Origin of the sequence: Brevundimonas sp. MF30-B, assembly GCF_004683885.1 — a bacterium.
Lineage (GTDB): Bacteria > Pseudomonadota > Alphaproteobacteria > Caulobacterales > Caulobacteraceae > Brevundimonas.
Map to the genome: position 1 here is coordinate 1,329,628 of NZ_CP038440.1, position 14,610 is coordinate 1,344,237.

Consider the following 14,610-nt stretch of genomic DNA (forward strand, 5'->3'; position numbering starts at 1 on the left):
GATTACGGCTCAGCTGCGTTCAACGGCTCGGAATGCCTTCGGGGGGCGAATGGCCACGGCGGATTATCGGATCGAGGAGGACGGCGGATCGGGCGCGCGCCTGGTCCTGATCGGCGACTGGACCACCACCGGCCTGGGCCGAATTCCTGCTCGTCTGGAGCGCGAGGCGGACGGCCGTGACTTCTCGAGCCTCGAGCTTGCCGAACTTGAACGGTTCGACACCGCAGGCGCTCTCGCGTTGGTCAAGGCCGCGCGGGACCGCATGCCCGCGGACGCCTTTCGGGAGCGCCCGGAGGCTGGTCGCATCTACGCCATGGTCGAGAAGCTGGACCGCGATGCGATTACGCCGCCCCGCGCACCCAACGCCTTTGTGCGCACCTTCGCCAAGATCGGCCGGGGCGTTTACGACTTCGGCCAGGAGCTGCTGTTGTCGCTGGCCTTCCTGGGTCGGCTGATCACGGCCGTCGGGTCGGCCGCCAGGAACCCGCGTCGCATCCGTTGGCCTGCCTGGTTCAGCCAGGCCGAGCGGGCGGGCCTGGACGCCATACCGATCATCGCCGTGACCAACTTCTTCATCGGCGCGGTCATCGCCTTCCTGGGCGCCAATCTGCTGAGCCAGTTCGGCGCTGCCGTCTTCACGGTTCAGCTGGTCGCCGTTTCGGTGCTGCGCGAATTCGCCGTGGTCATCACCTCGGTCCTGCTGGCCGGCCGTTCGGCCTCGTCCTTCGCAGCCGAGATCGGCTCCATGCGGATGAACCAGGAGGTCGACGCCATGCAGGTGATGGGCGTCAACCCGTTCCAGGCCCTGGTCATCCCACGCCTGGCCGCCATGCTCGTCATGCTGCCCCTGCTGACCTTCGTCGGCATTCTGGCGGGTCTGTTCGGCGGTGCGCTGGTCACCTGGAGCCAGCTGTCATACGGCCCGGCCTTCTTCATTCAGCGGATCGCCGAAGATCCCATGATGGGCACGCACCTGATGGTCGGCATGGTCAAGGCGCCGGTCTTCGCCATCGTTGTCGCCGCGATCGGCTGCCGCCAGGGCATGGCCGTGGCCGGCGATGTCGAGAGCCTGGGCCGACGCGTCACGGCTGCGGTGGTGCAGGCCATCTTCGCGATCATCTTCCTGGACGCCGTCTTCGCCCTGATCTTCCTGGAGCTGAACCTGTGACGGCGCCGCATGACAAGCCGAGCCGCGACGGCGAGCCCCTTATCCAGGTCGAGGGCCTGCTCAGCCAGTTCGGCGACCGCACCATCCACGAGAACCTGGACCTGACGGTCGAGCGCGGTCAGGTGCTGGGCGTGGTCGGCGGGTCGGGCACCGGCAAGACCGTGCTGCTGAACACGATCATCGGACTGAAGCAGCCCGAGGGCGGAACCATCCGCCTGTTCGGCTACGACACCGCCGACATGACCAAGGAGCAGGCCGCCGAGATCGAGCGGCGCACCGGCGTGCTGTTCCAGCAAGGCGCCCTGTTCTCGTCGCTGAGCGTGCTGGACAATGTGGCCTCGCCCCTGGTCGAGCACACCAATCTGTCAAAGTCCGCCATTCGAGAACTGGCCGAGATGAAAATCGCCATGGTCGGCCTCAAGCCCGAGGCTGCGCATCTCAAGCCTGCGGAACTGTCGGGTGGCATGCGCAAGCGCGTGGGTCTGGCCCGGGCCCTGGCCCTGGACCCGGAACTGCTGTTCCTGGACGAGCCAACGGCCGGGCTGGATCCGATCGGCGCCGCCGCCTTCGACGAGCTGATCCGCAATCTGTCGGACGATCTGGACCTGACGGTCTTCATGATCACCCACGACCTCGACAGCCTGTACGCCATCTGTGACCAGGTGGCTGTGCTGGCCGACAAGCATGTCGTGGAAAAGGCCACGGTTCAGGAGTTGGAACGTTCCGACCATCCGTGGATCAAGGAATACTTCCTGGGGCCGCGCGGTCGCGCCGCCACCAAGACAGCCGCTTGAGGAGAGCGGGACATGGAAAGAGACGCCCACTACGCCGCCGTCGGCATCGCCACCGTCGCCCTGCTGCTCGCCCTTGCGGTGTTCAGCATCTGGCTGGCCAGGCTGCAGTTCAACAGCGAGTACGATGTCTATGACATCGTCTTCTATGGCCCCGTGCGCGGTTTGTCGGAGGGCGGCGAGGTCCACTTCAACGGCATTCGCGTCGGCGAGGTGACCAATCTGAATCTCGATCCCAACAAGGGCGATCAGGTCATCGCCCGCGTCCGGCTGAACGGCACCACGCCGGTGCGGGTGACCTCGCGCGCTCAACTGGAGCCGCAAGGCATCACAGGCCTGAACTACATTCAGATCACCGCAGGCTCGGCCGAAAGCCCTCTATTGAAAGCTCAGTACCCCGAGAACGTCGTGCCGGTGATTCAAAGTCAGCCTTCCCCCATCGCCGAACTGCTGAGCGGCTCTGGCACCGTCCTGGCTCAGACGGTCGACGCCCTGAACCGGGTCAACCGCATCCTGTCGGACGACAACATCCGCTCCTTCTCGACCAGCCTGAAGAACGTCGAGGCCCTGTCCAATGAGCTTGAAGCCCGCAAGGGGATGTTCCAGCAGCTGGAGCAGGCTCTGACCCGCGCCAACAGCGCCGTGGCCGAGTACGAGCGCCTGGGCGTCAGCGCGCGTGAACTGGTCGAAAACGATGGCCGCCGCGCGGTGGCCAATATCGAGCAGGCGACCGAACAGGCCCAGCAGGCGATCGCCTCGATCAATCGTACGGCCACCAATCTTGAAGGCCCGCTGGGCGATCTCGGCTCTCAAGGCCTGCCGCAGCTGATGCAGGCCATCCAGGGCCTGGAAAGCGCCACCCGTTCGCTGGAGGGCCTCGTCGACGAGGTCCGCTCCAGCCCCCGTGACTTCATCAGCCGCGCGCCGGCCAAGGAAATCGAGGTGCAGCCGTGAACCGTTCGCTTCTGATTGCGGCCGCCGCCGCCTTGCCGATCCTGTCCGGCTGCGCCCTGCTGTCCTCGCCGGATCCGGTGCAGATGTATCACTTCGGCGGCCAGGCGCCGGCCGAGGCGCGGGCGCCGATCGCTCAGCCCGTTCCCATGGGGCTGCGCCGCATCGAGATGCCTCAAGCCTCTCGCACGGACCGCATCGTCGGCGTGACGGGCTCCGAGGTCGCCTACATCAAGGGCGCGCGTTGGGTCTCTCCGGCGGACGACCTCTACACCGAGGCGCTGGAGAACGCCTTCGCCGCTCGGGCGCAGCGCGTTCGTCTGGTGGGGCCTCGCGAACTGACCACGGCCGAGCGCAGCCTGGATGTCGACATGCGCGCCTTCGAGGCTCGCTACGACGCGCCCGGCGCGGCGCCGTCGGCCGTCATCACCGCGCGCGCTCAGATCCTGAGCCGCGAGGATCGGTCGGTGGTCGCCGAGCGGACCTTCTCGGTCTCGCGCCCGGCGAGCGAGAACCGCGTGTCGGCCATCGTCCAGGCGTTCGAGGCCGCGACGGCGGACATCAACGCCCAGATCGTCGACTGGGCCGACCAGAACGCGGGCTGACCTCAGGCGGCAATGCGCCATTCGGGCTGGACCGGGGCGGGCGCGTGGAACTCGTCCCACATCGCGTCCTCGTCCGCATAGCGCGCGCTGGCGGACGAGGAGATGACGTCGATCACCTGCTCTTCCTGACGGTCCCAGATGACGGCCAGGTCGCTAGCGCCCGAGGGGTCGCAGGGGACGATCAGGTAGCGGTCGGAGAGGGCGGCGCGGGCCATGGTCTGAACTCCTGAAGCGGTTGCCTCTTGTCGATGAAGACAGGATGCGACAGCATTACGCCAGTTTCGGACGTAGCCAGGTGGAGAAGTCGTGCGGCACGACAAGGCGGCCATGGTGATCGAACTGGCGCGGGCCCTGGCCGGCAGCGCCGAGGGGCTGACGCTCGACGAAATGGCGCGCGCCATGGGCGTGGGCCGGCGGACGGCCGAGCGGATGCGCGACGCCGTCCTGGCCCTGTTTCCGCAAACGGAGGAGATGTCGGACCCGCCGACCAAGCGCTGGCGCATCCGGGGCGGCCTGTCCGCCTTCGAACAGGCGCCGACGGCGGTCGAGATGGTCGAGCTGGCCCGTGCGGCTCAATCCTTGCGCGCGTCGGGCGAACCCGCGCGGGCGGCGGCGCTCGAGGCGTTGGAACGCAAGGTCAGGGCGGCCATGCGCTCCACGACGCTGAATCGCATGGCGCCCGATCTGGAGGCCCTGGTGCGGGCCGAGACAATCGCCGTTCAGGCCGGCCCTCGCCCTTCGGCGGACGAAGCCATGCTGGCCGAAATCCGCGGGGCCCTGCTGGCGCAACGGCCGCTCGGATTCGTCTATTCGCGGCCGGGGGCGGAGCCCAGGCGGCGCACCGTGACGCCCTGCGGGGTGATGTTCGGGCGGGCCAACTATCTGGTCGCCGCCGACAGCGACAGCGGCCGCATCCAGACCTTCCGCCTGGACCGGATGAGCGGCGTCGAGGCAGGCGAGGGCATGGCCGTTCCGCCCGCCGATTTCGACTTGGGCGTCTTCGCCAGCCAGTCTTTCGGCATCTATCAGGACCAGGTCGAGGACGTGGTGCTGCGCATCACGCCCGAGGGCGCCGCCGAAGCGCGGGCCTGGCGCTGGCATCCGACCCAGACCGTCGAAGATCAGGCCGACGGTTCTGTGATCGTGCGCTTTCGTGCGTCCGGCATGCGCGAACTGGCCTGGCATCTGTTCAGCTGGGGCGACCAGGCGGCCATCGTCGCGCCCGACCGGCTCAAGGCGGTCATGGCGGCGGAACTGGCGGCCGCCACACGCGCTTTGGACGCCGCCGACGCATGACGAAGGCTTAAGGTGACCAGCCCGTGCGCCGACCTTAGGACCGGGACGTCGCTCGTGGAGAAGCTCGCATGAAGATCCGGTCGTTCGCTGTTTCCGCCCTGGCCCTGGCCGCCGCCCTGACCGCCCTGACGGGATGTGCGCCGGCGGGATCGGTCTCCGACGTCCGGCTGCCAGGGCTTGCCGGCCTGGAGGCTCGGCCGACGGTGGTGAGAATCAGCCGGGACAGTCAGGGCCGGTTCGAGGCGGTCTATGAGCTGGACCGCGATGCGCCTGTCTGGGCCTTCCGCCGATCCGCCCTGTCGCGCGAGGGCCGGCGGCCGTGGCGGCTTGACCAATGGCGAGTGACCACGCCGGGCGTGACGCTCAGCCGGGTCGGCTTCTACGACGTGCTGACCGCGGAGGGCGGCGGTCCCGTGCCGCGCCAGGTGCGGGTGGCGCTGACGCCGGTCTCGGCCGACGTGGAGGCGGACTACGATCCGGCGCTGATGTTCTCGAGCGGCGACATGGCGCTTTACACCGACCATTTCGATGTCATCCCCTATGGCCGCCTGGCCGAGGTCGAGGCCTTGCCGAGCGATATGAACCAGGTCTCCACGCCCGGCTCCGGCCCCGTAGAGACGCGCTTTCGGGATGCACGCGGCCCGGTTCTGTTTCGCGGCGAGCGGGTCGCCGAGGCGGTCGGCCGAAACGCCAACACCTACGTCCTGTTCGGCGCAGGCGAGGCAAGCACAAGCCAAGGCGTGGCCGCCATCGTCGATCCGGGCTTGCCCGCATGGATCGGCGACGAGCTGGAAGCCTTCACGCCGCGCATTCTGGACTTTTACGCCCAGCGCCTGGGACCCAAGCCTGGCGCGACGCCGACCGTGATGGTCAGTTGGCGCGGGCCCTCTAGCGGCCGCAACAGCCTGGGCGGCAGCGTCATGAGCGGGCTGATCGTCATGACCTTCGAGGGGGCCGGGCTGACCCGCGTGGACCCGTCGGCCATCGTGCGGTCGCGCTGGTTCATCGGCCACGAGGCGGCGCACTTCTGGCTCGGACAGGCCGTGCGCTACGAATTCGCCCGTGACGCCTGGATAACCGAGGGCGGGGCCGACCTGATGGCGGTTCGGGGGCTGAAGGCGCTGGATCCGACCTACGACGCTCGCGCTGAACTGCAGAACGAGGTCAACGACTGCGCCCGGTTGGCCGTGCGTTCAGTGGCCGAGGCCGGCGACCGCGGCGAGCACCGCGCCTATTACGCCTGCGGGGCCGTCTTCGCCATGGCGGCCGAGGGGGCGCAGGCCCAGCGCGGCGGCGGCGATTTCTTCGACTTCTTGCGCCCGCTGATCGACACCAACCGCGAGGACGGCGTGCTGACACGGGATGAATGGCTGACGGCGCTGACGCGGGCTTCCCGTGACCCGTCGCTGCGCCTGGACGTGGAGCGTCTGCTGGATCAGGGCGCGCCCGATCCCGCCGCCGTCATCGCCCGCCTGTTCCAGCGGACAGGCGTGGCGCATCGGGTCGAGAACGGACGGGTGGTGCTGCTCTAGGCGGGCGCGAAAGGGTAGGGGCTGACGGACTTGGTCCAGTCGTCCACCGCCAGGGGCCGGTCGACCGGCGGCGCGGCGCGTTCGGCGCACGGGTGGCGGTGGCACAGTCGGCAGGACGGGCCGATGGGCGTCACCTCGGGCGCCGCCAGATCCAGACCCCGCGCGTAGACCAGCCGCGAGGCGTGCTCCAATTCGCAGCCCAGGCCGATGGCCAGGTCGTGGCCTTCGGACCAGGCGTCGTGGCCCTGACGATCCACGGTGCGAGCCAGGGTGAACCAGCGCGCGCCCGGTCGCCCGTCCTGCTCGGGCGTCTCGACGATCTGGGTGACGATGCGGCCCGGCGTGCGGAAGGCCGAGTGCAGCCGCCAGCGCGGGCACGCCCCGCCGTAGCGGGCGAAGGGAAAGGCGGCGGATGCATAGCGTTTTGACACATTGCCGGCCTGGTCGACCCGCATGAGGAAGAAGGGCACGCCACGCGCGCCGGGCCGCGACAGGGTCGTCAGCCGATGCGCCGCCTGTTCGAACGAGACGCCGAAGCGCGCCTGAAGCCTGGCGAGATCATAGCCCGTCTCCTCGGCGGCCTGATGAAAGGCCGCGTAGGGCATCAGGATCGCCGCCGCCAGGGTGTTGGCCAGCGACACGCGCAGCAGGGCGCGCGTCTGCGGATCCGGCGGTGCGGCCGCCTCGACCAGATCGGTCAGCAGCGCCCCGTGCTCGGACAGGCCGAGCTGATAGGCCAGGGCGAAGGCGCGCGACGAGGGCGACAGGCTGTCGGACAGCAGCAGCCGCCGCCGGTGCGGGTCCAGACGGCGCGTCCATTCGACCATGACATCGGCCGGCAGGGTCTTCACCGCCAATCCGTGCGGCGAGATCAGGCGGGCGCGGGCGCGAGCCTCGAACCCGTCGTCGGGCAGGCCGTCCGCCAGCAGGGCGGCGAGGGCCTCGCCGGCGGCGTCCAGCTCGGGAAAGGCGTTCCGCCGGGCCTGAACGAAGGCGCGGACCCACTCGGCGGGCGTATCCTCGGTCGCGGCCGCGCCGGGCTGTTCGGCGACGGCGTTCAGCCGCTCGCGCTGATCCCGCACGGCGCGATACAGCCGCAGCAGAGCGTCGGCCACGGCGGGCTGGTCGTCGGCGAGTTGCAGAATCTCGTGACGGGGCGCGCCGACGCCCGACAGCAGCGGGTCGGCGAACACCTCCGCCAGTTCGGCCTCGGACGGGCCCGACCCCGAGCCGAACGCCCGCAGGTCCACGTCATAGGTTTCGGCCAGGCGCAGCAGCAGCTGGGCCGACACCGGCCGCTGATTGCGTTCGATGTGGTTCAGATAGCTGGGGGAAACGCCGAGATCGGCGGCCATGGCGGTCTGGCTGAGCGCGCGCTCGCGCCGCAGCCGCTTCAGTCGGCCGCCTAGAAACAGCTTGCGATCCGCCCCCTTGGCCATGCCTCATCGTGTCACAACATGACAAGAACGCAAGAGTCATATCGCGACAAGATGACTTTATGGGCGCCGCTCGAACTGTATCGGTTGTGACCGTCGCGTGTTCTGCTGATCGAAACCCGGCTTCGGCCGTTTCCCGACCCCAGGACCCGACCATGACCAGCTTCGCCGATCTCGTCCCTTCCCCCGCCGGCCGTTTCGACGGCGTCGAGCGGCCTTATTCGCCCGAAGACGTCCTACGCCTGCGCGGCTCGGTGCCGGTCACCCACACCCTCGCGGAGCGGGGCGCCAATCGCCTGTGGGAGCTGCTGCATTCCGAGCCCTACATCAATGCGCTGGGCGCCGTGACCGGCAATCAGGCCATGCAGATGGTCCGCGCGGGCCTGAAGGCCATCTATCTGTCGGGTTGGCAGGTCGCCGCCGACGCCAACACCGCCGGCGCCATGTATCCCGATCAGTCGCTGTACCCGGCCAACGCCGCACCGGAACTGTGCCGCCGCATTAACCGCACCCTGCAGCGCGCCGACCAGATCGAGCACGCCGAGGGCGGCGCCAAGCGTGACTGGTTCGCCCCGATCGTCGCTGACGCCGAGGCCGGCTTCGGCGGGCCGCTGAACAGCTTCGAGATCATGAAGGCCTTCATCGAGGCGGGCGCCGCGGGCGTCCACTTCGAGGACCAACTGGCCAGTGAAAAGAAGTGCGGCCACCTGGGCGGCAAGGTGCTGATCCCGACCCAGGCGCACGAGCGCAACCTGATCGCCGCGCGTCTCGCCGCCGACGTCTGCGGTACGCCGACGCTGACGGTGGCGCGCACCGATGCGGAATCGGCCCAGCTGATCACGTCGGACGTGGACGAGCGCGACCACCCCTTCATCGACCGCGAGGACCGCACGCCGGAAGGCTTCTTCCGCCTGAAGGCCGGCACCGGCCTGGACCACTGCATCGCGCGCGGCCTGGCCTACGCAAAGTACGCCGACCTGCTGTGGTGGGAGACCTCGCACCCCGATCTGGACGACGCGCGCCGCTTCGCCGAGGCGATCCAGAAGGAGCACCCCGGCAAGCTGATGGCCTACAACTGCTCGCCGTCCTTCAACTGGAAGGCCAAGCTCGACGACGCCACCATCGCCAAGTTCCAGCGCGAGCTGGGGGCCATGGGCTACAAGTTCCAGTTCGTGACCCTGGCCGGCTTCCACAGCCTAAATAACGGCATGTTCGAACTGGCCAGCGGCTACCGCGATCGCGGCATGGCGGCCTATTCCGAGCTGCAGCAGCGCGAGTTCGACAACGAAGCCGCCGGCTACACCGCCACCCGGCACCAGCGCGAGGTCGGCACGGGCTACTTCGACGACGTGGCCACGGTCATTTCGTCGGGCCGCTCCTCGACCACCGCCCTGAAGGACTCAACCGAAACCGCCCAGTTCACCCACGCGGCCTGAACGGCCAGTCGAAAGACCAGACGCTCGAAAGGATCGACCATGGAACCGATAAGCCAGACCGACGCCATCCTGGACTTCTGCCTCGCCCCCCTGGCGCTGGACGCCGGGACCGAGGCCGAACGCGAAGTGCGCCGCCGCCTGACCCACGTGCTCAAGACCTTCCAAGCAAAGACCGTGCAGCCGGTCGCGGTCGACTTCTCGGAAATGGCGCCGCTCGTCATCAACGAGGCGGCCCACGGCTACGAATAGGCTCGGATCCTACTGCGCCCGGACGCGCACGCGAGACGCCGCCTCGCGTGCGCGCTCCCGCGCTTGGTCGACCGTCTCGCCGCGTGCGGTGGCCACGCCCATGCGGCGGCGCTCATAGGCCTCGGGCTTGCCGAACAGGCGCAGGTCGGCGGTCGGAACCGACAGCGCCTCGGCCACGCCTTCGAAGACCACGCCCTGGGCTTCCAGGCCGCCATAGATGACCGCGCTGGCGGCGGGCTCGCGCTGGGACACGTCCACCGGCAGGCCCAGGATGGCGCGGGCGTGCAGGGCGAACTCGCTCTGTGGCTGGCTGGCCAGGGTGACAAGACCGGTGTCGTGCGGGCGCGGCGATACTTCCGAGAACCAGACCTGATCGCCCTTCACGAACAGCTCGACACCGAACAGACCCAGGCCGCCCAGAGACTCCGTCACGCGCGCCGCGATGTCCTGAGCCGCGGCCAGGGCTGTGGGGCTCATCGCCTGGGGCTGCCAGCTCTCGACGTAGTCGCCCTTGACCTGGCGATGGCCGATGGGGGCGCAGAAGTCGGTGACGACCGCGCCGTCGCGCAGCGAGCGGACGGTCAGCAGGGTGATCTCGAAATCGAAATCGATGCGGCCCTCGACGATGACCCGGCCGCCCGCGACGCGCCCGGCGTCCTGGGCGTGGGTCCAGGCGTCGGCGATCTCTTCGGCGGATTCGACGAACGACTGGCCCTTGCCCGACGAGGACATGACCGGCTTGACGAAGCAGGGATAGCCGACGGCCTCGGCGCCCGCCGCCAGCTCCTCGGCCGAACCGGCGAAGGCGTAGGGACTGGTCGCCAGACCCAGCTCTTCGGCGGCCAGACGGCGGATGCCCTCGCGGTTCATCGTCAGCTGCACGGCGCGCGCGGTCGGGACCACAGTCGCCATGCCCGCCGCCTCGATGGCGGCCAGCACGTCGGTGGCGATGGCCTCGATCTCGGGCACGATCAGATGCGGCGCCTCGGCCATGATCAGGCCGTTCAGCACCTGCGGATCGGTCATGGGGATGACGTGGCTGCGATGGGCCACCTGCATGGCCGGCGCGTTCGGATAGCGGTCCACCGCCACGACCTCGACGCCCAGGCGCTGAAGCTCGATGGCGACCTCCTTGCCCAACTCGCCCGAGCCCAGAAGCATGACCCGCACGGCGGTGTCGGAAAGAGGAGTGCCGATGCGCAAAACGAAGCCTTCAAGCTGGGTGTGAGCGAAGACCGTTTCCGAGTTCCGACATCGTTTGACAACAGCAGAGAGGTCGCGACGGATGCGGTTTGCTGTCCAGTCATGTTCGAAGGCGGCGCGCAAGGCAAAGTCGGCGTTCGACGCTCAAAGCTCTTATCGATTACCGCTCCCCGTGCGCGTTGCACATCCCCGCTTGTCGATTTGCATTATAAAACAACGGGAAGTCGCGCTCCGGAAGCGATTTTCCTGGCACGGTGCGGCGCGGTGCTATGATCGAGCCCACAGGTCGAAACGGGGATCGAAGCCATGACGCCAAGCCGTCGCCCTCGAAGCCCATAGCGACGCCTCAGCGAGATTTCACACCATTCACACTATTCGGACGGTGTTTTTTTGAGCCGCCAGTGTGAATCGAACCGCCGACTGCGGCTCAGCCTTTGAAGCGCCAAGCGTCGCCGGCGGCCTTCATCGGCGCGCGGGCCTTGGCCAGGGTTTCGGCGTACTCGGCGGCCGGATCGCTGTCAGCGACGACGCCGGCGCCGGCCTGGACGAAGACCTGGTCGCGCGCGAACAGGGCGGTGCGCAAGACGATGCAGATATCGGCCTGGCCGTCGGCCGAGATGTAGCCAACCCCGCCGCCATAACCGACGCCGCGCTTGGTGGTCTCAAGCTCGTCGATGACCTCCATGGCCCGCACCTTGGGCGCGCCGGACAGGGTGCCGGCGGGCAGGGCGGCCAGAAGAGCGTCAACGGCGTCAAGTTTCGGGTCGGCCCGGCCGCGCACGTCCGACACGATGTGCATGACCTGGCTGTAGCGCTCGATCTTGAAGCTTTCGGCCACCCGCACCGAGCCGGGCTGCGACACGCGGCCGACGTCATTGCGGCCCAGGTCGAGCAGCATCAGGTGTTCGGCGCGCTCTTTTGGATCGGCCAGGAGCTCGGCCTCCAGGGCGCGATCGGCCTCGGGCGTCTCGCCGCGCGGGCGGGTGCCGGCCAGGGGGCGGATGGTGACCTCGCCGTCCTTGAGCCGGACCAGGATCTCGGGACTGGAGCCGGCCAACTGGAACTCGGCCATGTCCAGATAGAAGAGGTAGGGCGAGGGGTTCTGGCGGCGCAGGGTGCGGTAGACGGCGAAGGGATCGCCATCGAAGGGCGCGCTGAAGCGGTGGCTCAGCACCACCTGGAAGATGTCGCCGGCGCCGATGTAGTCCTTGGCCCGCGCCACCAGGGCGCCGAAGCCGGCCTCATCGACCGGAGAGGCGAAAGCCGGGGCGGCGGTTTCGGTTCCGCCGGGACGCGGTGCGGCGGCGGCGAGCTCGGCCTCGAACCGATCCAGACGCGCCTGCGCGGCCCCCAGGGCCTCTTCAGGATCGGCGCCGACGTCGGGATAGGCGGCCGCGACCAGGACGATCTCGTGCGCGACCGAATCGAAGATGGCCACCAGCGACGGCCGGGTCAGCACCGCGTCGGGCAGATCCAGCGGATCCGGGTTGGCCGGACCCAAGGGCTCCAGAAGCCGCACCATGTCGTAGCCGAACACGCCGAACAGGCCGGCCGCCATGGGCGGCAGGTCGTCGGGAAGGTCGAACCTCGAGGCCGCCATCAAGGCGCGCAGGGATTCCAGCGCAGGCAGGGCCTCCGGTTCGAACCGCCCTGCGGCCACCGCCTCTCCGCGCGACGTCTCGGCCAGATCGCCGCGACAGCGCCAGACCACGTCGGGATCCAGCGTCAGGATGGAATAGCGGCCGTTGACCGCGCCGCCCTCCACCGACTCCAGCAGGCACGTCCAAGGACGACCTCGGCCGACCTTCAGGAAGGCCGAGACGGGCGTCTCGATGTCGTCCACCAGGCGCCGAACCAGGACCGCGGGCCGGCCGCCGGCCAAGTCCTCGCTGAAGCGCGCCTCGGTCGGCGCGTCAGCCGCTCGGCTCATTGCGCCGGCGGAGCGGCCGGCGTTGCACCGGCCGGATTGGCGGCGGCTTCGACGCCGATCGCCTCCAGCGCCCGGGCGGGGTCGTTCCTGGCCTTGACCTTCGCGGCGGCGGCGGTGAAGCCAGTCTGGATCAGGCCGTCAAACATGTCCTGCGTCACCCGCGGCCGGGCTTGCTCGGCCAAGGGCGCGGCGAGGGCGACCGTGGCGGCGCGGACCTGATCGACCCGGCCTACAACGAAGGTCGCATTGCTGCTGGGCTGGCTGAAGACCTGGCCGCGGGCCTGGCCAAACAAGCCCTGAAGCACGCCTTGACCAACGTCGGTCACCGCCTGCTGATTGCGCTGCAGGCCCTCGCGAACGACCAGGGGCGCGCCCGCCGAGGCGGCCACGGCGGCGATGTCCTCGCCGCCGCGGACGCGACCGGCCAGTTCCTCGGCCTTTGCGGCCAGGCGCTTGGCGTTCTCGCGCAACACCCATTGCTGAGCCAGCGGTTCGCGCACCTCGTCCAGGTTCGGCAGGGCGGCCGGGGTGATGTCGTCCAGGCGAACGGCGAAATACTGGCCCTGGCCCGCATCGATGACGTCGCTCTCCGCCCCTTTGGACAGGCTGGCGATGCTGGAGAGCACTTGCGGAGGCGCGTTGATGGGCTGGCCGTCAGGCAGCTGGCCCTCGGCGGTGACGGGCGGGAGTTGAATGATCCGGGCTCCGACTTCTTGAGCGGCGGCCGCCAGGGTCTTGCCCTCGCTGCGCGCCCGTTCGTAGGCCTCGACGCGCTCGAAGGTCTGAGCGCGCGCCGCCTGCGTGCGGAGCTCCTCCAGGATCTGCGGCCTCGCCTCGTCCAGCGTCACCGCGCGTCCGGGCGTGACGGCGTTCAACTTGACCACCGTAAAGCCGACGCCGCCCTGCACGGGTTCGGAAATCTGGCCCGGGCTCATGGTGAAGGCCGCCTGGGCGACCGCTCGGTCGCCGATGGCGCTCTGCGGCTGACTGTCATAGACGGCCGGCCGAACATTGTTGGCCCGACCGACTTCAGCGGGATCCTGACCAGCCTGGAGAGCCGCCTGAATCCGCTGAGCCACCGCTCGATCCGGCGCCGTGAGGGCGGTGAAGGTGCGGCGTTCGGGTTCGGACAGGGCGTCTCTCTGGAACTCGAACCGCTCGGTGATCTGCGCCTCGGTGATGGGCAGGGCGCGCACCGACGCCGCGTCAGGCGTGAACAGCACGAGCGAAGCCATGCGGAACTCGGGCCGGCGAAGCTGGGCCGCGTTTTCGTTCAGGAACGCCGTAAGCTGCGCTTCGGTAGGGGCGGGCGTGGTCCCGGCCATGGCCTGGGTCACTGTGAACCAGCGGCCGTCCCGGCTCTCCAGAGCCTGGCCCGCGACGAGAGCTCCATAGATGCGAGGCACGCGCGCGCCCGCAAACAGACCGGAGCCGAAGTGCTCAATCAACGCCTGATCCCGGAAGTCCTGTTCGACCTCCACCGAGGTCACATTCTGCTCGGCCAGGAGCTGATTGTATCGATCCGCGTCGAACTGCCCTGTCACCTGATTGAAGAAGGCAGGCAGCGATCGAATCTGCTTCAGGACCAGCTCCTTGCCCGGGCGTACGCCCGCCTTCCAGGCCCACTCAAGAAAGCCAAATCTCTCAGTTTGGGATTCAAGGTACCGGAGGTGCAGGCCTTCGTTGACCATGTCTTGGAAGCTTACGGGCCGACCAGCCTGCTCCTGCACATTGGCGCGGACCCGCTCGAACGCCGCTCTGAATTCGGCCTGATCCTGACTGCGATCTCCCGCGCTGATGACGTGGCGCGGGCCCAGGTTGGCAAACACGTCCATCTGGGTGCCCCCCGTGACCAGCAGGCTCAGCGCCATGACGGCGAGCAACCCGACCGCCCACTTGGACCGAGCGAAGTTGCGGAAGTTGGAGATCATGGGTCGGACCTGGATGAGCGGCTGAGTTGGGACGCGTGCCCTGGCCGTATAGGGCCCCTAGTCCCCAACCCGCAAGCGAACT

General features: G+C 68.7%; 13 protein-coding genes. 8 read left to right on the plus strand and 5 right to left on the minus strand.

The window, feature by feature from the left end:
• Positions 1 to 49: 49 nt before the first annotated feature.
• From E4M01_RS06680 to E4M01_RS06695, 4 genes are read left to right on the plus strand one after another with little or no spacing between them, the layout of a single operon-like run.
• Positions 50 to 1,168, plus strand: a complete 1,119-nt coding sequence (locus E4M01_RS06680; RefSeq protein WP_135061639.1) for an ABC transporter permease — start codon at positions 50 to 52, stop codon at positions 1,166 to 1,168.
• Positions 1,165 to 1,962, plus strand: coding sequence for an ABC transporter ATP-binding protein (locus E4M01_RS06685; RefSeq protein WP_135061637.1), 798 nt, complete (start codon positions 1,165 to 1,167; stop codon positions 1,960 to 1,962). Before E4M01_RS06680 ends, E4M01_RS06685 begins: the two co-directional genes overlap by 4 nt.
• 12 nt (positions 1,963 to 1,974) lie before the next feature.
• On the plus strand, positions 1,975 to 2,913 hold the full coding sequence (locus E4M01_RS06690; protein WP_135061635.1) for an MlaD family protein: 939 nt from the start codon (positions 1,975 to 1,977) through the stop codon (positions 2,911 to 2,913).
• On the plus strand, positions 2,910 to 3,515 hold the full coding sequence (locus E4M01_RS06695; protein WP_245158147.1) for an ABC-type transport auxiliary lipoprotein family protein: 606 nt from the start codon (positions 2,910 to 2,912) through the stop codon (positions 3,513 to 3,515). Before E4M01_RS06690 ends, E4M01_RS06695 begins: the two co-directional genes overlap by 4 nt.
• A gap of 2 nt (positions 3,516 to 3,517) precedes the next feature.
• On the opposite strand, the gene E4M01_RS06700 is transcribed toward E4M01_RS06695, so the two are convergent.
• Positions 3,518 to 3,730, minus strand: coding sequence for a hypothetical protein (locus E4M01_RS06700; RefSeq protein WP_135061633.1), 213 nt, complete (start codon positions 3,728 to 3,730; stop codon positions 3,518 to 3,520).
• 91 nt (positions 3,731 to 3,821) lie between these two features.
• Here E4M01_RS06700 and E4M01_RS06705 point away from each other — a divergent pair, with 91 nt between their 5' ends.
• Both E4M01_RS06705 and E4M01_RS06710 read left to right on the plus strand, forming a co-directional pair.
• Positions 3,822 to 4,811, plus strand: coding sequence for a YafY family protein (locus E4M01_RS06705; RefSeq protein ID WP_245158146.1), 990 nt, complete (start codon positions 3,822 to 3,824; stop codon positions 4,809 to 4,811).
• Positions 4,812 to 4,879: 68 nt separating this feature from the next.
• Positions 4,880 to 6,343 (plus strand): hypothetical protein, encoded by a 1,464-nt coding sequence (locus E4M01_RS06710; protein ID WP_135061631.1) that lies wholly within the window; start codon positions 4,880 to 4,882, stop codon positions 6,341 to 6,343.
• Here the strand turns inward: E4M01_RS06710 and E4M01_RS06715 are convergent.
• Positions 6,340 to 7,782 (minus strand): short-chain fatty acyl-CoA regulator family protein, encoded by a 1,443-nt coding sequence (locus E4M01_RS06715; protein WP_135061629.1) that lies wholly within the window; start codon positions 7,780 to 7,782, stop codon positions 6,340 to 6,342. The two genes, E4M01_RS06710 and E4M01_RS06715, sit on opposite strands and share 4 nt — an antisense overlap.
• A gap of 152 nt (positions 7,783 to 7,934) precedes the next feature.
• On the opposite strand from E4M01_RS06715, the gene aceA reads away from it, so the two are divergent.
• Both aceA and E4M01_RS06725 read left to right on the plus strand, forming a co-directional pair.
• Positions 7,935 to 9,215 carry an isocitrate lyase gene (gene aceA, locus E4M01_RS06720; protein WP_135061628.1) on the plus strand — a complete coding sequence of 427 codons (1,281 nt, stop codon included), beginning with the start codon at positions 7,935 to 7,937 and terminating at the stop codon, positions 9,213 to 9,215.
• Positions 9,216 to 9,254: 39 nt separating this feature from the next.
• Entirely contained in the window at positions 9,255 to 9,464 is a 210-nt protein-coding gene (locus E4M01_RS06725) for a hypothetical protein (protein ID WP_135061626.1), read from the plus strand.
• Between the two features lie 9 nt (positions 9,465 to 9,473).
• Here E4M01_RS06725 and purT read toward each other — a convergent pair whose 3' ends face one another.
• From purT to E4M01_RS06740, 3 genes are all read right to left on the minus strand, one after another.
• On the minus strand, positions 9,474 to 10,667 hold the full coding sequence (gene purT / locus E4M01_RS06730) for a formate-dependent phosphoribosylglycinamide formyltransferase (RefSeq protein WP_135061624.1): 1,194 nt from the start codon (positions 10,665 to 10,667) through the stop codon (positions 9,474 to 9,476).
• A gap of 427 nt (positions 10,668 to 11,094) precedes the next feature.
• Entirely contained in the window at positions 11,095 to 12,597 is a 1,503-nt protein-coding gene (gene trpE, locus E4M01_RS06735) for an anthranilate synthase component I (protein ID WP_135061622.1), read from the minus strand.
• Complete coding sequence (locus E4M01_RS06740) at positions 12,594 to 14,528, minus strand: peptidylprolyl isomerase (protein ID WP_135061620.1); 1,935 nt, start codon at positions 14,526 to 14,528, stop codon at positions 12,594 to 12,596. Before E4M01_RS06740 ends, trpE begins: the two co-directional genes overlap by 4 nt.
• Positions 14,529 to 14,610: the final 82 nt, after the last annotated feature.

What these genes read in the sequence shown, in the direction of transcription:
- E4M01_RS06680 (WP_135061639.1), top strand. Translation starts at nt 50, where the DNA reads ATGGCCACGGCGGATTATCGGATCGAGGAGGACGGCGGATCGGGCGCG.
- aceA (WP_135061628.1), top strand. Translation starts at nt 7,935, where the DNA reads ATGACCAGCTTCGCCGATCTCGTCCCTTCCCCCGCCGGCCGTTTCGAC.
- E4M01_RS06700 (WP_135061633.1), bottom strand. Translation starts at nt 3,730, where the DNA reads ATGGCCCGCGCCGCCCTCTCCGACCGCTACCTGATCGTCCCCTGCGAC.
- E4M01_RS06740 (WP_135061620.1), bottom strand. Translation starts at nt 14,528, where the DNA reads ATGATCTCCAACTTCCGCAACTTCGCTCGGTCCAAGTGGGCGGTCGGG.
- E4M01_RS06690 (WP_135061635.1), top strand. Translation starts at nt 1,975, where the DNA reads ATGGAAAGAGACGCCCACTACGCCGCCGTCGGCATCGCCACCGTCGCC.
- E4M01_RS06710 (WP_135061631.1), top strand. Translation starts at nt 4,880, where the DNA reads ATGAAGATCCGGTCGTTCGCTGTTTCCGCCCTGGCCCTGGCCGCCGCC.
- trpE (WP_135061622.1), bottom strand. Translation starts at nt 12,597, where the DNA reads ATGAGCCGAGCGGCTGACGCGCCGACCGAGGCGCGCTTCAGCGAGGAC.
- E4M01_RS06715 (WP_135061629.1), bottom strand. Translation starts at nt 7,782, where the DNA reads ATGGCCAAGGGGGCGGATCGCAAGCTGTTTCTAGGCGGCCGACTGAAG.
- E4M01_RS06725 (WP_135061626.1), top strand. Translation starts at nt 9,255, where the DNA reads ATGGAACCGATAAGCCAGACCGACGCCATCCTGGACTTCTGCCTCGCC.